19 protein-coding genes are annotated in these 23,616 nt (G+C 42.1%); 6 read left to right on the plus strand and 13 right to left on the minus strand.

The genetic code is table 11. From position 1 onward, the window contains the following. Positions 1-320: 320 nt before the first annotated feature. Complete coding sequence (locus tag BM100_RS19175) at positions 321-1,949, minus strand: FGGY-family carbohydrate kinase (protein ID WP_092513916.1); 1,629 nt, start codon at positions 1,947-1,949, stop codon at positions 321-323. Positions 1,950-1,981: 32 nt separating this feature from the next. Then, complete coding sequence (locus BM100_RS19180) at positions 1,982-2,710, minus strand: SDR family oxidoreductase (protein ID WP_092513918.1); 729 nt, start codon at positions 2,708-2,710, stop codon at positions 1,982-1,984. Between the two features lie 136 nt (positions 2,711-2,846). On the opposite strand from BM100_RS19180, the gene BM100_RS19185 reads away from it, so the two are divergent. The 3 genes from BM100_RS19185 to BM100_RS19195 all read left to right on the plus strand — a co-directional run bounded on the left by BM100_RS19185 (position 2,847) and on the right by BM100_RS19195 (position 6,216). Next, positions 2,847-3,872 (plus strand): LacI family DNA-binding transcriptional regulator, encoded by a 1,026-nt coding sequence (locus BM100_RS19185; protein ID WP_092513920.1) that lies wholly within the window; start codon positions 2,847-2,849, stop codon positions 3,870-3,872. Between the two features lie 370 nt (positions 3,873-4,242). Beyond that, positions 4,243-5,460, plus strand: a complete 1,218-nt coding sequence (locus tag BM100_RS19190) for a benzoate/H(+) symporter BenE family transporter (protein ID WP_092513922.1) — start codon at positions 4,243-4,245, stop codon at positions 5,458-5,460. 42 nt (positions 5,461-5,502) lie between these two features. After that, positions 5,503-6,216, plus strand: coding sequence for a GNAT family N-acetyltransferase (locus BM100_RS19195; RefSeq protein WP_092513924.1), 714 nt, complete (start codon positions 5,503-5,505; stop codon positions 6,214-6,216). Here BM100_RS19195 and pdxR read toward each other — a convergent pair. The 3 genes from pdxR to trxA form a co-directional block, all read right to left on the minus strand. Further along, a complete protein-coding gene (gene pdxR, locus BM100_RS19200) occupies positions 6,187-7,683 on the minus strand; it encodes a MocR-like pyridoxine biosynthesis transcription factor PdxR (RefSeq protein ID WP_092513948.1) in 1,497 nt (498 codons plus the stop codon). The two genes, BM100_RS19195 and pdxR, sit on opposite strands and share 30 nt — an antisense overlap. A gap of 8 nt (positions 7,684-7,691) precedes the next feature. Beyond that, positions 7,692-8,477 (minus strand): alpha/beta fold hydrolase, encoded by a 786-nt coding sequence (locus BM100_RS19205; RefSeq protein WP_092513926.1) that lies wholly within the window; start codon positions 8,475-8,477, stop codon positions 7,692-7,694. A 347-nt stretch (positions 8,478-8,824) separates the two neighbouring features. After that, positions 8,825-9,154 carry a thioredoxin gene (gene trxA / locus BM100_RS19210; protein WP_092513928.1) on the minus strand — a complete coding sequence of 110 codons (330 nt, stop codon included), beginning with the start codon at positions 9,152-9,154 and terminating at the stop codon, positions 8,825-8,827. Between the two features lie 720 nt (positions 9,155-9,874). On the opposite strand from trxA, the gene yegD reads away from it, so the two are divergent. After that, positions 9,875-11,227 carry a molecular chaperone gene (gene yegD, locus BM100_RS19215; RefSeq protein ID WP_092513930.1) on the plus strand — a complete coding sequence of 451 codons (1,353 nt, stop codon included), beginning with the start codon at positions 9,875-9,877 and terminating at the stop codon, positions 11,225-11,227. A gap of 124 nt (positions 11,228-11,351) precedes the next feature. Next, positions 11,352-12,212, plus strand: coding sequence for an AraC family transcriptional regulator (locus BM100_RS19220; protein WP_092513950.1), 861 nt, complete (start codon positions 11,352-11,354; stop codon positions 12,210-12,212). Between the two features lie 905 nt (positions 12,213-13,117). On the opposite strand, the gene BM100_RS19225 is transcribed toward BM100_RS19220, so the two are convergent. Next, entirely contained in the window at positions 13,118-13,975 is an 858-nt protein-coding gene (locus tag BM100_RS19225; RefSeq protein ID WP_092513932.1) for a queuosine precursor transporter, read from the minus strand. Continuing rightward, the gene (locus tag BM100_RS19230; protein WP_092513934.1) at positions 13,959-14,573 is read right to left on the minus strand and encodes a helix-turn-helix domain-containing protein; all 615 of its coding nucleotides are present in this window, start codon (positions 14,571-14,573) and stop codon (positions 13,959-13,961) included. Before BM100_RS19230 ends, BM100_RS19225 begins: the two co-directional genes overlap by 17 nt. A 411-nt stretch (positions 14,574-14,984) precedes the next feature. On the opposite strand from BM100_RS19230, the gene BM100_RS19240 reads away from it, so the two are divergent. Next, positions 14,985-15,680 (plus strand): helix-turn-helix transcriptional regulator, encoded by a 696-nt coding sequence (locus tag BM100_RS19240; RefSeq protein ID WP_092513938.1) that lies wholly within the window; start codon positions 14,985-14,987, stop codon positions 15,678-15,680. 133 nt (positions 15,681-15,813) lie between these two features. On the opposite strand, the gene iolB is transcribed toward BM100_RS19240, so the two are convergent. The 6 genes from iolB to BM100_RS19275 form a co-directional block, all read right to left on the minus strand. Then, positions 15,814-16,644 (minus strand): 5-deoxy-glucuronate isomerase, encoded by an 831-nt coding sequence (gene iolB, locus BM100_RS19245; RefSeq protein WP_092513940.1) that lies wholly within the window; start codon positions 16,642-16,644, stop codon positions 15,814-15,816. Positions 16,645-16,664: 20 nt separating this feature from the next. Next, positions 16,665-17,555, minus strand: coding sequence for a myo-inosose-2 dehydratase (gene iolE, locus BM100_RS19250; protein ID WP_092513942.1), 891 nt, complete (start codon positions 17,553-17,555; stop codon positions 16,665-16,667). A 122-nt stretch (positions 17,556-17,677) separates the two neighbouring features. Next, the gene (locus BM100_RS19255; protein ID WP_092513952.1) at positions 17,678-19,582 is read right to left on the minus strand and encodes a bifunctional 5-dehydro-2-deoxygluconokinase/5-dehydro-2-deoxyphosphogluconate aldolase; all 1,905 of its coding nucleotides are present in this window, start codon (positions 19,580-19,582) and stop codon (positions 17,678-17,680) included. Between the two features lie 344 nt (positions 19,583-19,926). Then, on the minus strand, positions 19,927-21,060 hold the full coding sequence (locus BM100_RS19265) for a Gfo/Idh/MocA family protein (protein ID WP_092513954.1): 1,134 nt from the start codon (positions 21,058-21,060) through the stop codon (positions 19,927-19,929). 164 nt (positions 21,061-21,224) lie between these two features. Next, complete coding sequence (locus tag BM100_RS19270) at positions 21,225-21,941, minus strand: 3'-5' exonuclease (RefSeq protein ID WP_092513946.1); 717 nt, start codon at positions 21,939-21,941, stop codon at positions 21,225-21,227. Beyond that, on the minus strand, positions 21,938-23,616 hold a 1,679-nt coding region (locus BM100_RS19275), incomplete at its 5' end, for a DUF294 nucleotidyltransferase-like domain-containing protein (protein WP_139217001.1). The genes BM100_RS19270 and BM100_RS19275, both read right to left, overlap by 4 nt.

The raw sequence follows: 23,616 nt of genomic DNA on the forward strand, positions 1-23,616 counted from the left end.
GACAAAAACCAAAGCCTGCAACCATTGCACTGTTTTTATAGAAATGACTTAATTACGCGACCGTTGAAATAATTAAATTTAACAATTATTTCTTTATTTTAAAATAGTTCTATACACAATGGATTTCAAATTACATCGCGGCGGCAAGGAAATGATAAATTCGTCGGAAATGAATTTGAACAGCCAAAGGCTGGCCTCCGGTAAGAGGCAGTTTGAAAAACGAAGTGTATAAACATTCCAAATACCAACTCAGATCCTTACTCTCTCTGCGGGAGTAAGGAGCTTCATGAGATAAATGAACTAATCGTCGGATAAATGCATTATCCCTTTAGCTCTCTGGCACACCGCTGGAGAGCCTGAAATGAGCCAAAACGGATATCATGACGTTCGCGGTAGGCTTCATTCGGCGTGTATGTGCGATCAATGGCAGAAAAATGCGCCATTGCCTGCCCAACACTTTCTGAAACGCCACCAGCCACAGCCCCCAAAATCGCGGAGCCGAGCAGAACAGGTTCACTTGCTTGGGTTGCCACCACCGTCACACCGCAAGTATCTGCCAGCAATTGGCGAATCAAAGGATGCTGGCCCGCTCCCCCACTAATGACAATATTTTCAATCACAGCGCCTGATTTTGCCTGTGCTTCGATAATTTGTCGCAACCCATAACCAATGCCACATACTCCGGCAATATAGAGGGAAAGCAGGTTATTCAGATCGTTTTCCATACCCAATCCGGCAATGACAGCGCGGGCATTGGGATCGGCAAAAGGTGCACGGTTCCCCAAAAATTCAGGAACCACATGAATACCTTCGGTCAATTCAATCGCCTGAGAAGCCGATAGTGTTTTGCCCATGACCATATCAGCCAAAAAAACCGGCAAAGGAATGCTTTTTTCTTTTGCCATCGCTTTGGCTTCCGCTGCTGCGGGGTGCAAAGACAACAGTTGATCGATTGCCGCGCCCGCAGCACTTTGCCCGCCTTCATTCAGCCACATGCCGGGCACCATTGCAGAGAAATAAGGGCCCCAAACACCGGGAATAAATACCGGCTCTTGAGTTGTCGTCATGGTACAGGAAGAAGTACCGAACACATAAGCCATGTTGCGGGTTGCATCACCGTTGACACCAACAGTGCCGATACCACCGGCGTGGGCATCAATCATCCCTGCGGCAACCGGTGTACCTGCCAGTAATCCCATTTGTTGGGCTGCGTCTTCCGTCAACCCTTGACCACAAGGTGTTCCCGGTTCAACAATGCTCTGCCCGATACGGGCAAAGTTTTCATCTGCAAGCTCAGACAGACCGATTTGCCGGAAATAATCGGCATCCCAACGTTTTTCATGCGCAAGGTAGGTCCATTTACAGGTCACGGTACAAGTCGAGCGGGAGAGTGAGCCGGTGGATTTCCAAGTCAAGAAATCGGCCAGATCAAAGAATTGCCATGCGTTATCAAAAGACTCTCGACGGTTTTCTTTCAACCAGAGAATTTTCGGTGTTTCCATCTCAGGGGAAATTTTACCGCCAACATAGTTAAGCACAGGATGGCCTGTTGCGTTGATGCGTTCTGCCTGCCCTGTCGCGCGGTGATCCATCCACACAATGATGTTCCGGTTAGGATCGTCACTCAGGCTGACTGAAACCGGCTCCTTATCTTTGCCGAGCACAACCAATGAGCAGGTCGCATCAAAACCGATGCCAGCAACTTGCTGCGGTGTGCTTCCGGAGTGTGACATTGCTTCTTTGATGCAGTAACAAACCGCATCCCAGATTTCACGGCTGGATTGCTCGACAAAATGCGCACTATCACGATAAAGCGTTATATCGTGCTTGGCTGATGCCAACATTTTACCGTTCATATCAAAAATACCGGCGCGGGCACTGCCGGTACCGACATCAACACCAATGACAACTTTGTTACTTTCCGCCTTGCTTGGTACGTTACTGTTCATCGCCCCTTCTCCATCCCTTATTTTCTGTGTGATTAGAGATCAACACTGCTTGGCAGAATAACCAAATCACGGATAGTGACATTTCTCGGACGGGTTAACATAAACAGCACCGATTCTGCCACTTCAATAGGCTTCATTAGGCTGCCATTTGCCAAAGCTTCTTCCATTTTGGCTTTCGGCCAGTCATCCAGCAGAGCAGTGACAACCGGCCCCGGAAGTATCGCACCGACGCGCACACCATATTGAGAGACTTGGCGACGGGTAGAGTGAACAAAGGCCTGAACGGCAAATTTAGATGCGGTATAAATCGGTTCCCAAACCACCGGAATCATGCCGGCAATCGAGCTGGTGAACAAGACATCACCGGACTTCTGCTCAATAAAATGCGGCAACACAGCGCGGACACTACGGAATGCGGCATTGATATTCAGATTGAGCACCTGGTCCCAGACATCGGGATCACCTTCTGCAACAGGGCCGCCAATATACGCACCGGCGTTGGCATGGAAAATGTCAAGACGCCCGGCTTTTTTCAAGATCCCCTCCAACATGCCGTCAACCTGTTCTGGTTTCATCAAATCAACGACCAGCGGGATGGCATTTTCGCCCAGCTCGGCGACCAGTTGCATCAGACGTTCTTCAGCCCGATCGATCAAAACAACTTTAGCGCCTGCTTTGATAAGTGTACGTGCACATTCAAGGCCGATACCTGATGCTGCGCCTGTGATTGCAGCGACTTTATTTTCTAGTGAGATAGCCATAACGGATACTCCGGCAATTTTTTTATAGGACAGAAGGTAATAATTTCATCGAGTTCAATGTAGCTCAATCGATGGAGCAGAATTGCGACTTTTTATCTTTGATGTCAAGCTAAGGCAAAAACGGGGATGAAAATTTGTGACAAAGCTCAGACAGAACAAGAAGACGACAATCTACGACCTCGCTGAACTTGCGGGAGTATCAGCCAGTGCAGTGAGTGCTGTACTCAATGGAAATTGGAAGAAAAGGCGAATCAGCGCCCAGCTCGCTGAAAAAATCACCCGCATTGCTGAGGAACAGAGTTATTCCGTCAATAAGCAGGCGAGCTTATTACGCAGTGAAAAGTCCAAAATCATCGGTATGTTAGTGCCGAAGTATGACAACCGCTATTTTGGTTACATCGTTGAGCATTTCGAAGAAATGGCACGTGAGCGTGGGCTGTTTCCGATAATTACCTGTACCCAGCGTGATCCGGAACTAGAAATCGAAGCCGCCAAAACGATGCTCTCTTATCAGGTGGACTGGTTAATTGCGACAGGGGCGACAAATCCAGACAGTATCAGTGAAATCTGCTCTGTCGCCGGTGTTCCTACTCTGAATCTTGACCTGCCGGGCACATTGGCGCCCTCCGTGATTTCTGACAACTACAGTGGCGCCAAAGCGCTGACTCACCGCATTTTCAAAAAATATGATCAAAAACAAAGGCAAGCAGAGTCACTGATTTTTGTCGGCGGCAGATTGAATGATCACAACACCCGGGAGCGTATACGGGGATTCAGAGATGCGCATGCCGAATGGGGGCTTCCCGTTGCGGAAGAAAATATTCTTACCTGCGGATATGCACCTGAAAAAGCCGAAATTGCGCTGCGTAAATTTCCACGTAAAGACGATATTCCAAAATGCGGGTTATTTGTTAATTCAACGATTTCGCTGGAAGGGGTTATGCGCTGGCTGGCAGAAGCCGGTTACACCCGTAATCACCAGCCAGTCATGGGCTGTTTCGACTGGGATCCGTTTGTTGCATTGCTCGGGCATGACATAGAAATGGTCAAGCAGGATGTTCCGGCAATGCTTGATCACATTTTCGCGCTGATAGATTCAGACAATACCGAAAAACAATTAATTCAAGTCGCTCCCGTTATGATAAGTGGGGCGGCAAGATAGAAAACTAGCCCGGTTCTGATAAATACAATACGATTTTACTGAGTGGATTAATCATTGCGGGATAATGTTCGCAGTCGTAACAAGGCTATCGTAATAAGAATGAAATACGACAGCGGGCATATTTCCTCATGTATACATTTGTGAGCCGGTTACTTGGTTTTATTCATCATTTGGAAGACAAAGCAATAAAAATTAAATTAATCAGTGCAATGCTGATTAAAAAAAGAACATGACAACGTGAACTGCCCCCATAAAGTGGACTGCCTGAACCTTATAATTTGGCCCATTCGAACAGGCCATAACTCATCTAAGATCATTTCTCCCGTAAATTTTTAGGCCAATGGATAGGCTGTTAGATGAGGAATTGCTTATGCATACATCCAAGGTAAATCTCAAACTCTCTGATTTTTTCTCACCAACAATTGCAGCTCTGATTTCAGTATTAGTGAATTATGGAGGCACTTTTGTATTAGTTTTTCAAGCAGCCGAGCTTGCAAATTTATCATCGGCTCAGATGGCTTCTTGGGTATGGGCAGTCTCAATTGGTGTTGGCATAACGGGAGCATGGTTAAGTTTCCGCTATAAAGAGCCAATAATTACCGCTTGGTCAACGCCGGGAGTTGCTTTTCTGGCGACAATTATGCCTTTTACGCCTTATAGCGAAGTTATTGGCGCATATATTATCTCCGCCCTTGGTTTCATTTTATTAGGGCTTTCCGGCGCTTTTGAAAAACTTGTCCGCATGATCCCAAGTGGCATTGCCGCAGGGTTGCTTGCAGGAATTTTGCTGCAATTTGGCATTAATGCATTCGGCAGCGCCAGTGTGGATCCCGTACTTGTCATCACGTTAATTATCTCATATGCGATACTCAAACGATTTACCTCCCGCTTCGCGGTTGTTGGCATTTTAATTATCGGTATGGCTATGCTTATAATCCAAAATAAGGTTGATTTCTCAGTCGTTCATTTAAGTTTTGCCACGCCTGTCTTTGAAATCCCCCAATTTTCCTTACATTCTCTTTTAGGTGTCGCATTGCCGCTATTTGTCATTACCCTGACAGGACAATATATGCCTGGCATGCTGGTTCTCAGAAATGATGGCTTTAAAACAAGTGCGAATCCAATTCTGATTACAACGGGATTAGGCTCCTTAATCATGGCTCCCTTTGGTGCCCATGCATTCAATATAGCGGCAATTACAGCTGCAATTTGCACTGGAAAAGATGCGCACGAAAACCCACATAAACGCTATATAGCCGGTTTAGCCTGTGGCATTTTTTATATTTTGATTGGTATTTTCGGTGTTACTCTGGCGACGCTTTTCATGATATTGCCCAAGGCATTCATTACAACGCTTGCCGGCCTTGCCCTGCTCGGTACTATCGGAGGAAGTTTAGCTAATTCAATGAGTGATGGCCGAACACGTGAAACCGCCCTTATTACTTTCTTGGCTACCGCTGCCAATATAACTTTACTCGGCGTCGGAGGTGCTTTTTGGGGATTAATCGCCGGTTTGACAGCCCATCTATTAATTCATGGTAAATATGACTTCTTGATAAAAATTAAAGCTAAGAAAGAAAGTATTTAAGCTAAAATCAATTTTCACGTCCTGCATTTAAAAGGAAATCAAATGACAAATTATAATGAATATGGCCAACCCATTGGTTTAGCAGTGCCCCATTGGATACCCCGAGAATATCCATCGCTAAATTTAATTGTGGGACAATATTGTCGGCTTGAACGGATAAACAGCTCTAAGCACGCAGATAGCCTCTATTTATCCTATCAAATGGCACAAGATGACAGAAATTGGACTTACATTCCAGTAGGCCCATTCTCCGAACGTTCTGAATTTGATAAATATATCGAAGACTTGGAATCATCACAACATTCTCTCTATTATGCAATTATTGATCCCTTAACTGGAAATGCCTTAGGCACATTAGCATTAATGAGAATTGATCCACAAAATGGAACTATAGAAATAGGCCATGTTGTTTATTCTCCGAAATTGAAAAAAACCCGCATTGCTACGGAGGCTCAATTTTTATTAATGAACTATGCTCTGGAGCAGTTAGGCTACCGTCGTTATGAATGGAAATGTGATGCTTTAAATGAGCCATCTCGTAAGGCGGCAATTCGGTTAGGATTCACTTTTGAAGGTATTTTCCGCAATGCCATCGTTTATAAAGGCCGCTCTAGGGATACCGCGTGGTATTCTATTACAAATGAAGATTGGCCCGTCTTAAAACGTACTTTTGAAGAATGGTTATCTCCATCCAATTTTGATGATAATGGAAACCAATTGCTCACCTTATCTTTTCAATACGTTAGAAAGGCGTAACATGGCTAATTCAATTTCATAATCCGTTAAAGAAGCATAACCTAATATCCAACCTTGTTTTTTATTTTCGCAGGCGTATAGACAACTAAGCCCACGCAACTGGACGCCTGCTGTTGCTGCCAATCGAATTGTTTCTTCTTCTGACCACTCAGGCTCAAGTAAACACAGGATTTGCAGCCCTCCTTTTGGTCGCAATACGGTTACAATGCCTTTAAGATACTTTTCAATAGCATTGAATATTGTTTCTTGACGCCTTGCGTACAATTTACGCATGGCCCTAATGTGGGAACTATAGTGTCCGTCTTCTATAAAACGCGCTAACGTCAATTGTAAGATTTGTGGCGTATGCCCATCCATAATGCTACGTGCGTATGTGAATGCGTTGACCAATTCTTGTGGCACAGCCATGTAGCCTATTCTTAACCCTGGATAGAGGGTCTTGCTGAAAGTACCAAGATAAATCGTTCTTTGGTATTTATCTAAACCTTGAATACATGCCGTCGGTAAACCTTCATAATGAAATTCACTGTCATAGTCGTCTTCAATGAGCCACTTATTGTTTTCAGCAGCCCAATTAATTAATTCAAGCCTACGCTCCAACGATAATGTCACTCCCGTGGGATATTGATGTGAGGGCGTCAAATAGACACAATTAGCGCCGCTGCGATCTGCCCGTAATAAATCGGTGCGAATACCCTGTTCATCGACATCAATAGGAATGATTTTTGTCTCTGCGAATTCGAATGCTTTTTTAGCGCCAAAGTAACCCGGGTTTTCCATTAGAATTGGCTGCCCCGCATCCAGCAATAACTGGGCGCATAAAAACAATGATTGCCTTGTACTACTCAAAATTAATATTTGTTCTGGAGAGACATTGGCCCCGCGTTCGAGATTCATATAAGAAGCAATTGCTTTACGCAATGATTTAACGCCTTGTGGCTCGCCATGCAATAGCACATTGGAACGATAATCTTTGAGGACTTGGCGATGTAATCGTTCCCATACATCAACAGGGAAATTACGTGTTTCAGGCAAACCCGTAGAGAATGCCCTAACCATTTGCTGGTCAGCAACGCCGCCACTATCAAGGATCATACGACCACGCTGGCTTAACCCCGTCTTTGAATCAAATGCATCATGATTGTGCTTTTTACTTTTCAGGTGATTGTGTTTTACACCTTTTAATTCAGCCCCAAGTGTTTCGGACACATAACTGCCAGAACCTTTCCGTCGAATGATAAATCCATCACGATGCAATTGGATGTAAGCGTTTTCAACAGTATCTCTGGCAACATGCAGTGACTTAGCCAATGTTCGGGTTGCAGGCAGTCTGGCGCCCGGGCTGAGTGTTCCATCAAGGATGAGCGACAATAAAGTACGTTGAATGCGTTGATGTAAATCTAACAGTTTAAAATCAGCATCATTTAATTTTATCTTTATTGTTTCAAATTCAAATGGTTTTGCCATATAGCCTATCACGTTATAAATTGCTTTATTTTATTTACCCAAGGAAGAGGGTTTTCAATTTGAACAGCATGCCCACTTTCAATTTCAGCATATAGGCTATTGGGGATCAGTGAACTTACTTTTTTGACCAAATATGCCGGTATTAAAGTATCATACGTTAACCCTATCACTAACGTCGGAGATGTTATTTTTACCAAATACTCGATTATATCTACGCCTAATCCGATTTTTATTCTCTCTGCGAGATTTTTCGATTCTTTATTACATATCATGTCTATTGTTTCATGCGAAAATTCAGATAGTTTTTGGGGACTGAAAGCATGAGATAAAGCAAATGCCGTTGCCAAACGTTTATTTTTCAGCTCTAACTCATACCAAGTTTTTAGCAACAAATTAAAGCGAGTATCATCATTGGATGCCCAAGGCGCTGTTAAAACTAATTTACTAATGGATGAAGGTTGTTTGGCGGCGACAACTGCGGCAACAACAGCACCTAAGGAAGTTCCCACTAAATGAATAGGTTTATCAAAATTACCCTCTGCTATTATCGAGATAATTTGATCTGCCAGCCCTTCAATATCTAATGAACGGGGTAAGGTGGATTCTCCAGAACCTGCGTAATCAGGAAGAACTACATTTTTATTTTCGATAAACTCATTTTTTATATGGGAAAAACTACTATTTCCATCGCTGTTTGTTCCATGCAGAAACATAATTGTCTCAGCATGGTCATTGCTATTGGAGGGATACAACCTGTATTTAACTGTGGAACCGTTAGAATCTACTGTGTACATAGTGTTTATTTCCCATTGAAATTTTCATCTATAATTTTTTAAATATATTTAAAAACCACATCAACAATGCGTGTTACCACTGTGCCAATATAGAATAATAATATTGGCAACACAAACCAAAAAAAATGGCTCTGATGAATAGCAACAAGGAAGACAAAAAACACAATTACTATTCTCAGAATAGTAATAACCATTAGATATTAATTGAAGGGGAATAATATTTTCGGAGAAGCGAATTTTTTTAGACTAGGCCATTTTCACGCTAACAACATTAAATCAATACGTGGTTGAGCTAACCATAGCTACAACCACGTTATATCACTTTAACTTATGCCATTTTTACAATGTCAGGAAGTTAATGCTTTTGACACCATATCCTTAAACTGGGTAAGTGATGCAACACCCACCATTGCATCGACAGGTTTGCCATTTTTGAACACAACAGTTGTTGGGATACTGCGGATACCATAACGTGCAGCAATGGAAGGAGCTTCGTCAATGTCCACTTCCCCAAAAGTTGCACTCTCACTCATATCGTCAGCCAGTTTCTCAAAGATTGGCGCAACCATACGGCACGGACCACACCAAGGTGCCCAGAATCGTACAACAGAAATGTCTGTCTCTGGACTCACCACATTATCAAAATTGTTTTCAACAAGCTCAATTAGATTACTCATCTTCTCTCCACATAATGGTATTCACACCTAAAAATCCTTTTATTTCAGCCTGATAAATCAGTTCTGGAGTTTGTCCATATGGGCTAAGCATATATTAAGTAGAATTTATTTAAGTATTCTATTGAATGTGAAAATAATATCAACCATGTTCGACTTGAATTTTTTCCCACTGAGGAAAAATTTAATGATGTGACTAATTCGTTGAACTTAAATTATCAAAGAAAAATAGCCTGTTTTTTCAAACTATTGAAAGCATATTTGAGATAAAACTGTAACCTTCGTGTCAATTAGGCTCTTACTCCGCCTTACCTTTGCCTCATGAGGCAACTGTACGCACCTTTTTCTACTCAACATAATTACAGGGGTTAAAATATTTCCTTATAAAATAAAACACTTAAGAAACAAAATAAGCGGATGTTCTGAGATAGAGTTTGACATAAATTAAAATGTAATTCATAGAGTTTTATTCATCAACGCTAACTATATGATAGAAATCATCAATCATATTGATAGAAGAAAACTAAAAAAACAGCATTTAATATCAATGAAAAAATAGGGTTAAATATATAAATAAAACAGAATTTAAAAATTTAGCCTCTCATTCTATTATTTTATTGATATCCTTATTTTACACTCGCGTTCCAAGCCAGTTTAAGTTAGCATCTGCGCCCTTTTTCGATTTTCCATAAAAACTTTCCATAAAAGAGGATGAAGAAAACAATGTTTATAGGCTTTGACTATGGAACATCAAATTGTGCAGTTGCAGAGATGATCGGAGATACTCCACAATTGATTGCAATTGAAAATGATAATTTCTACATGCCTTCTGCGTTAGCGGCTCCAACACGAGAATCAGTTTCTGAGTATTTATTCCGCCACTGGAATATCACGCCAAGGGATCAGTCCGGTGAACAGCTTCTGCGTAGTGCGATAGCGGCAAACCGTGAAGAAGGCATCGAGCTTGTCTCTGATGACCTTGTCTTTGGGCAAAAAGCATTAGCACGATATTTAGAAGATCCACACGATGTTTACTATGTAAAATCACCGAAGTCATTTCTGGGTGCTATGGGGCTAAGGGATACCCAAATCAGTTTATTTGAAGACTTGGTTTGCGCCATGATGGCGAATATCAAGAAGCAAGTCGAAACCAGCAAACAACAGTTAGTTGAAGACGTAGTCATTGGCCGTCCGATCAACTTTCATGGGCGGGGTGGCGATAAATCCAACCAACAAGCAGAAACCATTTTATTCAATGCCGCCAAACGGGCAGGGTTTAACAATATTGTCTTTCAGTTTGAACCCGTCGCCGCAGGTTTGGAATATGAATCTACATTGACAGAAGATAAAACAGTGCTGGTCGTTGATATCGGTGGTGGTACGACAGACTGCTCCCTTATCAATATGGGGCCGAATTGGCAAGGAAAGTCAGATCGCAGCGACAGTTTGCTGGCACACACAGGCCAACGCATTGGTGGCAACGATTTAGATATTAATTTGGCTTTCAAGCAATTAATGCACCCTTTTGGATTGGGCAGTAAAGTTACCTCAGGCATTGATATGCCATTGACTCAGTTTTGGAACTCAATTGCTATCAACGACGTACAGGCACAGAAAGAGTTTTATTCACGTCAAAATTTTTCAATACTAAAATCTTTACATCGTGATGCCCAAGAACCAGAGAAATTAGCCCGATTAATAAAGGTATATCAAGACACTTTAGGATACAGTTTGGTTCGCTGTGCTGAAGAAGCCAAAATAGCCCTTTCAGAACAAATTGAACACCGCGTTAAATTAAATTTATTGTCAGAAATCATTGAAATTAACATTCAACGCGATCAAATGGTGGCTGCAATTGAATCCACTAAATCCAAGATGGCAAAGTTAGTTAGTGAAGCAGTGATCCAAGGGGGAACGAAGCCCGATGTGATCTTTATGACAGGCGGCTCGGCCAGCTCACCAATTCTCCGTCAGACAATCGAGCAAGTATTGCCGGGAATTCCTCTGGTTGGCGGTAATTACTTTGGTTCAGTTACTACAGGATTAGCACGTTGGGCAAAAATTTGTTTTTCTTGATAGGCAGCCTGCAATCAGGTTTTGGTCCAGTAAAAATAAGCAGATCATTCAGCAATTATTATCATGTGCAAATATGGGAGGCCATATAACATGCTATTCACCAGATAGATTGGATATTGTGGCAATGATTAAACAACGATTAAATGCGCTTCTTCATTATATTGATAGAAATATAGACTCCCCTATGGATGGAGATAGTTTGAGCTCTATTGCGGCTTGTTCAAAATACCACTTTCACAGATTATTTTCTGCAAATTATGGTATTGGCGTAGCCGCCTATATCAGGCGGCTGCGATTAAAAAAAGCCATTTATATTCTGACATTTAGTGATAGCCCAGTTATAGATATTGCTTTTGCATGTGGTTATGAAAGCCCGGAAGCATTTTCCAGAGCATTTAAGAGTCTCATTGGGCAAAGTCCTACTGCATTCAGGAAAAAACCTGATTGGTCTATCTGGTATAGCCAACACCAAATTATACATGATATTAGGACTGAAATTATGAATAAGCATTTTCCCTTAATTAAAGTAGAAGTGACCCATTTTCCTGCAACTACAGTTGCTGTTATGGCTCACAAAGGTTCACCATCAAACATTGGCAATACAATCAGAGAGTTCAAAGAGTGGAGAGTCAGTAACAAACTCCCCCCCGAAAAATACAGAACTTTCAATTTTGTTTACGCAGATCCGGCAAAGATAGATCCAGAAGAGTACCAATTTGACTTATGTGTAGAAATTTCTGCCAATTTTGAAATTACCCATCCCAACATAACAAAAACAACCATTCCATCCGGGAAATGTGCTTATATCAGACATATTGGTTCAGATGATGAATTAACCGCGCTGATTAACTATTTATATAAAGATTGGTTAGAAAAAAATGACCACGAGATTCGGGATTTCCCTCTATTTTTGGAAAGGGTAAAATTATTTCCAACCGTTTCTGAGACTGAAACAGTAACGGATATTTATCTTCCTCTGGTGTAAATATTTGAAGCCAGAATATCCACTTCAAACTATATCGATATAACCATCAAAATAAGTATAGGAATAGGCATCAAGCTATATAGCCCACGTATCAATCTTGCCTGTTGTACCCTTGCTGACTGTATCACTGAAAATTGAGATTTGTTGAGTGGGTAATAGACAGTTTTTTGTTCGTGTTAAAGATCAAAAAACTGTCTATTTATAGTACAAAAAACGAACTAATATAACCCTGGTGCTGAACGAATAAAAATTATCTATTCAAAATAATGAAGATAATTTGCCTACAGAAAGGAGAATTTATCTCCCCTAACTGAATATTTAGACAATATATCAATTTAAAATTATGTTTTGATGATGAAATTAATACACCAGACAAATATTAAAATCAACATATAAAAGCAAGAATGGTGATTTTCATGGTGAATATGTATGTCATAATTTGGTATCGCCAAAATAAAACATCAAACAACAACGATGTATACGATTGATAAATAACAAATATATTTTAATTTGGCCAACATTAATACAATCAGTAAAAAATCACGACGTAGATAACTGATTAACCTTACAAATAGTATGTATATAGCCACTTTGTTGAATAAACATTCACGTAATGAATCTATATGAAAACAACCTATTGTGCAATTATCAAACGATATTTCTATTTTAACCTGCTAACTTTTTCTGATGTTTAATTGTTTGCTTTTCAACCAAGCAGAAAATGCTGTAACCGAAAACGAATGAGCACAGTCAACAAAACTACAATTTGAAAGGCGGCAGGCATATGCAGGCCATTGTTCATGCCTGATGCCTGAATTGGAATATATTCAGTAGATATGATTGATTATAAGAAAATAAGGAAAGCTATTATTGAATAAATAATATGGGGGCAGCCCCCATACTCCTTAATTCACAGCTTTAATTACCCAACGATTAAACAGATAACGAGAGCCATAAGCAGGAAAAACATTAAATAAAGCAAAGAAAATTTTAATTAGCATTTGTACCATCATCATTACAATGATTTGATTCAAAGGTAATTTCCCATAAAATGCGATAAAACAGAAAACAAAACTATCAATTATTGATGCAACGAATGTACTGAAAAATATCCTTAATGCCAGAAATCGAGAATTAGTCATATCTTTTAATCTGCATAAGATATAAGAATTGACAAGTTCTGAAACCAAAAATGACAACGAGGAAGCTAATATTGCAGATAAAATATGATTCACCAACGTATTGTATTGATCATTTAATTCCCAGCCAGGAATTGCCGGTAAACTTGTTGAAAGGCTCAACAGAGAGACAATAACTAAGTTAGAAAACAATGACATGAATATTGCTTTTCTTGCCAATTTAAATCCATAAAACTCACTTAATAAGTCAATAACTAAAAATGAAAAAGGATAAATGAAAGTACCCGGAGTAACAATAATATCAAGATATTCTATATAAACTGGCTTAGCTGCTGCGATGTTGCTGAATGTATAAAATATCGTCAACAATAATGCCAAAGATGAATAAACAACCCAGGATTTCTCGTTACGCTCTTCAATTTCATAAACTGAAGTTGCATTCGGAAAACTAGAATATAATTTTCTATAAAGCGATTTTATTTCATGATTATCCAAATCATCCACTATTTCACTCTTCTCTAGTTCCTTTATATTTATTTTTAATACTTTCCCTGTCGATAAAATTAAAACATTAGCTGTATTGTTCTGACTGTTGAACCCCAATAATTTATATTTCTTTCCCATATCCGAACCGTTCTTCCATTATATCCCCAATCACCATTAAACCATCTATATGTTCACCACTACCTTCTTTGATATAAAATTGTTGCTGCTTTTTATCAAAGCATAATTTTGGGTGGTTATTATTATAGTGGCCTCTCTTAACTATCAATAAATCACCTGCGTTATATTTTCCAGAAAAATCATATTCAAGCAAAACAGCAACGATATTAGGCCCCGTACCAAAATAATAAGTTAGCTTTCTTTGGACAATTAAGGAACCAATTTTACCATTATAAAATTCAGGAGAAGTACACTCAGATTGCATAAATAACGGAACAGCACACGGATTCATATTTCCTTCATAAGAAACTATCGCATCCAAACGCTCTTTTTCTGCTATATCTGTCGTATCTACCTCACTGTATGATACTCCAAAAAAATTAGAGACTTTTTGTATTGTAGAAGAATGAACGCTCTGCACTCTGCCATCCAAAATATTGTAGATAGTTGTGCGATTGAGTCCCGTTCGGTCACAAAGTGACACTCTTGTTTCCCCTCTGGAATCAAGCAAATACTGTAAATTTTTTCTCAGGTGTTCCATTTTTTGTTTCTTATACATACAAACGCCCAAAAAATATGCAACCAGTTAATTCATAATGACTTTCAGGTTAAACACTTTTTGAAGGCCCAGAAAAGGGTGAAAAACACTCTTGCCATAAAACAGTAAAAATGATAGCAATTTCGTTTTAAATGGAATTATCTAATAATATAACAAAATTATTTTGTCTGGAAAATATTAATTTATTAAGTTGTTTTTTAACTAAAATTGATAAAAAACAGATAATAACGGGTGTTAAAGCAGCAAAATATAGAGGAGATATGGCTTATATTGATATTTTTAGCATCAATTTACTGATTCACACACAAAATTGAAGCTGGATAAACATGGACTCAATGGAATAAAAATATAAATACATTAGTTATTATTTTAATATTTGAATTTAACTCACATAAATTACATGAGATAAAAATGAGTTTATCCTATAAAAATAACGAGCCTTATCTAAAAGGGCTAATCGCTATGATGGAACATCTCAGCGAACCTTGGGGAATTAAAGATCCAGAGTCCCGACATATCTACATGAATAAATCTGCTTACCTTTATACGAACACACCGGAAGATTTCGACGTTGAAGGTAAACTGGACTGTGAATTTCCCACAAATTGGTCTGATGACCAATTTTCACAGGATTTGAAAGAACATGACAGGAGAACGGAAGAGTCAAAAGATAAAGTTTCCATTATTGAAACGCATTATTGGTATGGAAAAAATAGTTTGGCTCCCTTTATCAGTGAAAAATTTCCCGTATATAACGATGAAAAAGAGTGTGTCGGGATAGTTTGGAATGCAAAACCCTTAAGTAGTTTCTCTCCTTTAAAATACATTAATCGCCAAAAACCCAGCGTTCTCACCACTGAAGCAGATACCAATCTCTTTACCCGAAGTGAGCTTGATATCATCTTTTTTATGCTACAAAGACGCTCAAATAAAGAAATTGCTCAAATATATAATGTAAGCCACAAAACAATAGAAAACAGGATCTACAACATCTACCAGAAAGCAGATGTCCACTCGATACAGCAATTTGAGGAATTTTGCCGATATTTACAACTGGATAGCTATATTCCAGAGCGTCTAATAGAAAAAGGGGTTCTCTTTATCTGATCAATTCCACAACGACTTGATCGACGCTGCTCCCTGAGCAGGGAGCAACTTTTTATCGAACCCGTCTTATGGATCTTATGGATCTTATCTATTCCGCTATTATTTCCTATTCCACCAATCCTTATTTACCCCACTAGCGGTTCGTGTACTTTGCCGCATATTCCTCACTGTTAACCCATTGATGATCTTTTTCCCAGGTAAATAACCACTTGCGAGTTGGGCCTGCCATCACATTCAAGTAATAGCTGTCGTATCCCGCCATTGTCGCAACGGGGTGATAACCTTTTGGTACCATGACCACATCTTTATTATAAACTGCCATGGTTTCATCCAATGAGCGATCATCGGTATAAACTCTCTGCATACAAAAACCCTGCGGCGGGTTTAAGCGATGGTAATAAGTCTCTTCAAGATAGGTTTCTTGAGGTTCGTTATCCGTATCATGTTTATGGCTGGGGTAAGAGCTGCTACTCCCTTCATTGGTATAGACTTCAACAACCAATAAACTATCCGCCTGTTCAACATCGGGCAGGATGTTGTGTACATAACGTTGATTATTGCCATTGCCGCGCTGTTCAGATCCAATATCCTGCGGAGCAATTAAGCGAGTGGGGTAATTTCCCTGCCCTTTTGCCTGACAGACCGCCAGCTCAAGATCTGTTTCCGCGACTATTTTCATCGATTCATGTGGAGCCACATAAACGGCATAAGGCTTCTTACGCTCAAATGGGCTCATGCGCTCACCGATATGCTCAAATTGTTGCAAAGGCGTAATTACGGTCGCTTTCCCTGCCACCAGCACCAAACAGGTTTCATTTTCTGATGCCGGTAACGTGATAGATTCCCCCACTGTCAGTTCATAAACAGCAAAGTGGACATATTTCCAATTTGCCGTTTCCGGTGTGATATGTTGTGTTCGCTTGCCCTGATCAGGCTTATGATATTTTGACAGTAGCTTAGACATTCGGCCTCCGAACTCTGTGTTTAAATCAATCCTGCTTGTTTAGCAAAGTTATGCAAATTGCTATATCCCATTGTTGCGTAAGTCAGTGGATGAGCGACGGCAGGATCTTGTTCTGCCTCAACAACAAGCCAGCCGTTATAATGATTCGCCTTCAATACCTCAAAGATAGCAGGGTAATTCACGCATCCATCGCCGGGCACAGTAAAGACTCCACTTAATACAGCATCAAGAAAGCTGGTCTTGCGATTCTTGACATCTTTTAGCACATCAGGGCGGATATCTTTGCAGTGCACATGATTAATGCGCTCGCACCACCGTTTTGCAACTGCCAGAGGATCATCACCCGCAAAGGTCAAATGCCCAGTGTCCAGCAACAGGCCAACTTCTTTACCAGTATTCATCATCAAATTGTCGATATCTTCCGCACTTTCAATCACGGTTCCCATATGGTGATGATAAGCAATCTGAACGCCCTGTGACTGTGTATAACGGGCAAACTCCGTCAATTTTTCCCCATATTCTTGCCAGCGTCCGGCAGGAAATAGCGGACGAAGATGCACTGGCTGTTCTTGATTGCCATGAATACAGTGTGTCACTTCAGCAAAAACCATCACGTTAGCGCCCAGTTCACGCAATAGCGTTAAATGAGGTTGAACCGCGGCAATTTCCTCTTCAACACTGCGTGTCAGCAATTCACCTGAATACCAGCCAGATACCAATTTCAAATCATGAGCAGCCAATATCGGCCCTAATATCTGTGCCTGACGGGGAAATTTATTACCCAGCTCAAATCCCTCAAATCCCGCTTGCCGACCTTCAGTCAGGCAGGTTTCCAGAGGTGTTTCAGCTCCTAAAGAAGGCAAATCATCATTAGTCCATGTCAGGGGGTTGATGCCAAGTTGAACTGCCATAAAGATTCTCCGATGAGATGAAAATAGGTGATGTTCTATTCGTTTTATTATCGCTTTGCTTACGTTACTGCTTTCGCTGCCTTTGCCTTGTTATCTATTGGCATGGCTACCCGTTTGAATAGTTATCCACGCTGGCGCCAGTAACAGATCAAATTGTGGTAATTCGTTTTTATTTGTTGAATAAGAGTGTTGTCATCTATCTCGCCTGCCAGCCATTTTAATGCGGGCTGACCAAACAATGTACGCCCGACAGCAAAGCCTTTTACAATTGATTTACCTGCCGCAGCATCGAAACTTGCTTTTAAGATAGATTCCGGTGCATCAAGGCCAAGGATAACAACGCCACGACAATGGGGATCTCGCAGTTCAATCAATGAGCTGATCTGATCCCAAGTTGCAGATTGCATCGGTGGCAATTTCCACCAATCCGGTTTAATGCCGAGGTTGTAAAAACGCTGGAGTGCCCGCAGGTACAATTCGTCAGAATGGGGCATATCAACTGGCAAGATCACTTCCAACAATAATTCATGGCCCGATTGGCAACAGGCGGCATACACTTCCTGTACAGTTTTTTCCTGCTCCAGTCTCAAAGGGTGATTATCTTCCGGATGGAAGAATACTAAACATTTCACGATATGTTCCCGTGGCCAGCTAATGAGCTGGGAACCTATATTGCCATGCTCAAGGCACAACGGGCGGGAACCGGGCAGCTCAATTGGGCACCCGATCCATAATCCTTGCCCGGTTGCTGCATTAAGTACATCCTGGCCAAAACGGCTGTCACACAATATGCCGGCCTGCCCATCCAGATGCGCTTCTGCGCTGACTTCCTGACTTGCGCGGAACAACAATGTTTTCAATTGCGGGATACTTTCAAGGCTGGCATTGACTTTACGTGCCATGTCGACAAATTGGATGCGGTGGTCAAACGCCATAATGCACAGTTCATCCCACTGTTTTTGGCGGCCGCCAATACGATGCAAATGGTTAAGATGCGAATCCAAATCTGGGCGTGGAACTTCCGCCACGCGGGTAAGATAATTATCCAGCTCACGTTTATCTGGCATCGCTGGCGCACAACCGTGGCGGGAAACCACCAAGGCGCCACAGGCATTGGCATAAGTGCAGGCCTGTTCCCAACTTTCGTTGTTAAGATAACCACGCAGCAAGCCAGACATGAAGGCATCCCCGGCCCCCAAAACATTCAGGACTGCCACCTTGACGCCCTGCACGGTAATGCCTTCATCCAACGTATTGGGAATGCTGCCTGTAAATACTGAGCAACCCAGTTCACCCCGCTTGCAGACCAATGTTGCCGTACTCAGCGACCGCACGCGGCGCAAAGCCTGTAAGGTATCTTTGGAACCACCAGCAATGTGAAACTCTTCTTCTGTTCCAACAATGAGATCAAATAGAGGAAGAACTTCCTGTAATTGTGCCGTGACTTGTTCTGAATCAATGTAACGGGTTTCTCCGTCACCAAGTGAAGTCAGCCCCCATAACACCGGACGGTAATCGATATCAATGACCGTCTTGACGCCATTACGACGCGCATATTGCAACGCCGTTAAAACTGCATCGCGTGTTTGTGGGTGAGAGAGATGGGTTCCTGTGATCGCCAGACAGCGGGCTGATGCGATATAGTCTTCAGTGAAATCGTTGCGGGTAATCGCCATATCAGCGCAATTATCACGGTAAAAGATCAGCGGAAAAGTCGCATTATCTTTAATGCCCAGTAAAACCAAGGCCGTGAGCCGCTCTTTATCTGTAATCAAGTGGCTGGTATCACAACCTGCACGCTCCAGTTCTTCACGAAGAAAACGCCCCATGTGCTCATCACCAACCCGTGCCAGCATGGAGGATTTCAGCCCTTGGCGTGCTGTACCATAGGCCACATTTCCGGAGGAGCCACCCAAATATTTTGAAAAACTCCCCATATCTTCCAAACGGGCTCCAATTTGCTGACCATACAGATCAACGGCAATGCGCCCCATACAGATAACGTCAAACTTTCTATGCTGCTCCATTGATTCACCTCTCTCCGAATGCGGTATATTTCCGAACTCTTTATACCCTTTGTCTTTCAAGTTGCTTCTTTGTTGGCCACGCTCATTCACCTCGGTTACCGTTTTTATAAACATACGGTTATCTATGCTCCCGGAGATGACTGAGAGGATCCAACCTCTCACCGGAGGCCAGCCTTTGGCCGGGCAAATTCGTTCCCGACGAATTTGTTATTCCCTTGCCGCCGCGATGCAACTTGAAATCCATTGGGTATATTTTGCTGAACCTTTGATTTTTTTGACCTCGGATTTTTCAACATCCGAGGCAACTGTGAATATTTTTTGCTACCAATTTTGGATGGCAGGAATTAATTAATCTCGGCCACGTTAACCCAACGTTTTTCCTGATGAGAACGAGCGATAGCATCCAAAATGCGCGAGACTTTCCAACCTTCAGTAAAATCAGGCCACATGTCTTGATTCAGGGCGATACCATCAATCAGGTCTCTGACTTCCACTGTTTTTTGATCATTGAAACCAATGCCATGCCCTGCACCATTACAAAACGGTGCATAATCGGGATGCTCAGGCCCCACTAAAATTGTTTTGAATCCTTGACGGTTTGCAGGATCATCGTGGCGGTAAAGTTGTAATTCAGCCATGCGCTCTTGTGAAAAACTCAAGGTGCCCTTTGTACCCGTCACAACATAACTCAGCCCCATTTTCCGGCCGCAGGCGATGCGTGAAGTTTCAATGACCCCCATCGCCCCGGTATTAAAACGCACCATTGCATGAGCCTGATCTTCATTTTCTACCGGCACCAATGTTGAAGAACCCGCCTGTTCAGGGCGCATTTTCACCACCGTTTCCATATCACCGCATACAGTCATGATGTCGCCCACCAGATACTGCGCCATATTGATGATATGGGCAGCCAGATCGCCCAATGCCCCTAGCCCTGCCTGCTCTTTGAAGCAATGCCAGTGAATTGGGCTGAGAGGATCGGCCATGTAATCTTCGTTGTGGGTGCCGTAAAAGTGCACAACATCTCCAATCTCACCGTTGGCAATAATCTCTTTCGCCAATTGGGCCGTTGGATTTTTCATGTAGTTAAAGCCAACCAATGTCTTAACGCCTGCGCGCGTGGCGGCTTCTACCATTTGTTTTGCATCAAGTGAGTTCAGTGCCAAAGGTTTTTCGCAATAGATGTGTTTCCCATGCTTAATGGCTTCCAACACCATCTCTTTATGCAGGTAATTAGGTGTACAGATATCAACAACATCAATATTCGGATCCGCAACCAATTCCCGCCAGTTGCCAGATGAGCGCCTGAAACCAAGTAATTTTGCCTGCTCGCAGGCCCGTTCTGCGGTTACGTCAGCCACCATTTCACGTATTAATTGGCCTTTTAACGGAAACACAGTAGGAGCCTGTGCGTAAGCAATGGCATGGGCCCGACCAATATAACCAGTACCAATCAACCCGATGCGAATTTCTTTCATACTATTAATTGTCCATCCCCAATCACTTTCATTCTTTATACGAAACATTTGTTTCATTTTCAATTTAAAAAGAAATGTAAATTTCAATTCGTGATCCGGCAGGAATTTTTGCATTAACGGCATGAAAACAATTGCATTCCTTCAGGCTCAAATTCTCTTGCCATCTATGCCATTGCCTTTACTGAACGGCGGTAAACTGGCGCTAGCACAGGGGGAGTATCAGGAAAAATGAGTTTTACTTGGGCGAGAAATAATTCGGCAGTAGCAATCGCATCACTCAGCGCATTATGGGCTGTATACGAAGGTAACCCATAATGCTCACGTACATGGCTGAGGGTGTAATTTCCTATAATATTTCCCCGATTATGCGATAGCGATTTTTCGATCATCATCGTATCCAGCCAAACCAGTGGCAATGATTTAACCCCGAATGCTTGGGCAAGAAAGGTATTTTCAATGGCAGCCCCATGTGCAAGCAAAAGCTTGCCCCGTGCCTGCTCTACAAATTGTTCCAGCGCCTGTGTCAAAGGCAGGCCAGTATCGAGTTGTTCAGGGGTAATGTGATTAATGACTGCCGTTTCTGCCCGAACGGATGAGGAATTAAGCAAAAAGCGATGTATTGCACTACTGAGCGGAATTCTTAGCTGGCGGATAGTAACCATGCCAATACTTAAGATCTGATCTCGCTCCGGATCTAATCCCGATGTTTCAAGATCCACCACCAAAATATCAAGATCTTGCAATTCACTGCTTCCTTTGGCCAATGGTGACGCCAACAAGGTTTTCAAAGCCGGCATGATTCCTTCCGCCTGACACATTTTCCGATGTCTTTTATGCAGTGTATTCAATGGATCACTCAGGGATATTAAGCGACCAATCATTGCAAGACTCCCTTGGCATGAAAACGCTGTAAGGCTGCTTCTTGAGTACGGGAAATGATGCGAAACGCATCTTTCAAGTGATTGCGTTCAAATTGAGTCAGTAATTCTGGCTCTATCTGGTTACTGAAAACCTGCCCATGATTGAGGGATTGGCGCTGGTAGTTGAAGCGCACTTGGTTGATAAATGTATAAGCTTCCAACAGTTCTTTATGGCTGGCAGAGCTAATGATCCCCGCATTTTCTGCAACTTTCAGCCGCTCGGCAGTAGATGAAAGTAGTTCTCCCGCATCCAGCGCATAAACACGCGCCAATTCAATCAATAAATTAATCGCTTGTTTTTTAATGTTGAATACACTGTGGTTTTCACCATTTTTAACCAGTACGAATTGGCGGAATATGCCAAGTGGCGGGCTAACACGTAATGAATTCGCGACCAAAATGGATAACAAACGACGACGCTCCTGTAAATTCTGTTTCACCTCAGAGACAAGTGATTCAAACAGGCTGGCTTGACCATAAAGAAAGCGAATATCCAGAAAAACAGAGAAATGGAGCAAAGACTCGCTTTCTGGATGCCGCAGCCATTGCCGATAGTTTTCCTTCCAGCGAGCAAGCGGCTGGCACCATTTAGGATTAGTCGGCATCATGTGCCCTGGGCAGAGCGCGTAGCCGCAGTCCTCCAAGCCATAGCAAACAAAATCACTGAGCTGGCGAAACCAATTGATTTCCTGCTCGTTGACATCACGCTCCAAGATCACGCCACTGTCCTGGTCTGATAGATAGTGCATTTCCTGCCGGGCCTGTGAACCTGCGACAAACCAACAATACCCACAAGGGGGAGCCCCAAGTTGCTTCTCTGCCAATTGCAGCAGTCGCTTGGTAAAGGCATCTGCAATCATCGACATCATCAACTGAATAGTCAGGGCAGGCACGTTGGCATCCACCAATGATTCAAAAACAGTTTGCCGTTGAAATACCAATGCCTTCAATTCCGATACGCTCTCCTGCCGGTAAATCCGGCTAATGAGGTAAACCGCCTGAATACTGTTTTTCTGTACCAGACTTGTTGCGGTCAGTACGCCGGTGACCCGCTGATTTTCCATGACAGGCAAACTACGGATGTTGTGCTGCATCATCAGTTCAATCGCGCTGATAATCGGTTCATTGGCTGATACCGTAACCGGGTTTTTGGTCATGACCAAAGAGATGGGGTTTTGTATATCAACGCCTTGTGCAACAACCCGCTTGGTTAAATCTCTGTCCGTTACAATACCGAGCAATTTTCCCTGTGACATAACCAGTGCAGATGAACGATGCTGCGTCACCATTTTCTCAGCGACTGACCGAATAGATGCATCCGGCGTAACAACAACCATGACCGTATTTTGAATGGTGGAAATCGGTTTTAAATACAGTACGTTATTGGCAGAAAGGGCGTTGTCCTGATACCGGAATGCCAGACGTTCTCCTTCTTCACAGGCAAAATGATGGCGTACAGCCTCATTTTCTGTCATCGCCTGTTTTAACGTTGCACGGGGAATGCAATACAGCAATGTATTTTCTATCGCTGTTACATAATAAACCTGAGCTCGGGATAAGCAGAATAAAAAAAGAAAGGAACTAAAAGCGGGTTCGGTGATCAGATCTTTTGACCAAAAAAGAAACTTTTCACTGG

It is taken from the genome of Xenorhabdus mauleonii, from assembly GCF_900113945.1.
In the GTDB taxonomy this organism is placed as follows: domain Bacteria; phylum Pseudomonadota; class Gammaproteobacteria; order Enterobacterales; family Enterobacteriaceae; genus Xenorhabdus; species Xenorhabdus mauleonii.

What these genes read in the sequence shown, in the direction of transcription:
- BM100_RS19175 (WP_092513916.1), bottom strand. Translation starts at nt 1,949, where the DNA reads ATGAACAGTAACGTACCAAGCAAGGCGGAAAGTAACAAAGTTGTCATT.
- BM100_RS19180 (WP_092513918.1), bottom strand. Translation starts at nt 2,710, where the DNA reads ATGGCTATCTCACTAGAAAATAAAGTCGCTGCAATCACAGGCGCAGCA.
- BM100_RS19190 (WP_092513922.1), top strand. Translation starts at nt 4,243, where the DNA reads ATGCATACATCCAAGGTAAATCTCAAACTCTCTGATTTTTTCTCACCA.
- BM100_RS19195 (WP_092513924.1), top strand. Translation starts at nt 5,503, where the DNA reads ATGACAAATTATAATGAATATGGCCAACCCATTGGTTTAGCAGTGCCC.
- pdxR (WP_092513948.1), bottom strand. Translation starts at nt 7,683, where the DNA reads ATGGCAAAACCATTTGAATTTGAAACAATAAAGATAAAATTAAATGAT.
- BM100_RS19205 (WP_092513926.1), bottom strand. Translation starts at nt 8,477, where the DNA reads ATGTACACAGTAGATTCTAACGGTTCCACAGTTAAATACAGGTTGTAT.
- trxA (WP_092513928.1), bottom strand. Translation starts at nt 9,154, where the DNA reads ATGAGTAATCTAATTGAGCTTGTTGAAAACAATTTTGATAATGTGGTG.
- yegD (WP_092513930.1), top strand. Translation starts at nt 9,875, where the DNA reads ATGTTTATAGGCTTTGACTATGGAACATCAAATTGTGCAGTTGCAGAG.
- BM100_RS19220 (WP_092513950.1), top strand. Translation starts at nt 11,352, where the DNA reads ATGATTAAACAACGATTAAATGCGCTTCTTCATTATATTGATAGAAAT.
- BM100_RS19225 (WP_092513932.1), bottom strand. Translation starts at nt 13,975, where the DNA reads ATGGGAAAGAAATATAAATTATTGGGGTTCAACAGTCAGAACAATACA.
- BM100_RS19230 (WP_092513934.1), bottom strand. Translation starts at nt 14,573, where the DNA reads ATGTATAAGAAACAAAAAATGGAACACCTGAGAAAAAATTTACAGTAT.
- BM100_RS19240 (WP_092513938.1), top strand. Translation starts at nt 14,985, where the DNA reads ATGAGTTTATCCTATAAAAATAACGAGCCTTATCTAAAAGGGCTAATC.
- iolB (WP_092513940.1), bottom strand. Translation starts at nt 16,644, where the DNA reads ATGTCTAAGCTACTGTCAAAATATCATAAGCCTGATCAGGGCAAGCGA.
- iolE (WP_092513942.1), bottom strand. Translation starts at nt 17,555, where the DNA reads ATGGCAGTTCAACTTGGCATCAACCCCCTGACATGGACTAATGATGAT.
- BM100_RS19255 (WP_092513952.1), bottom strand. Translation starts at nt 19,582, where the DNA reads ATGGAGCAGCATAGAAAGTTTGACGTTATCTGTATGGGGCGCATTGCC.
- BM100_RS19265 (WP_092513954.1), bottom strand. Translation starts at nt 21,060, where the DNA reads ATGAAAGAAATTCGCATCGGGTTGATTGGTACTGGTTATATTGGTCGG.
- BM100_RS19270 (WP_092513946.1), bottom strand. Translation starts at nt 21,941, where the DNA reads ATGATTGGTCGCTTAATATCCCTGAGTGATCCATTGAATACACTGCAT.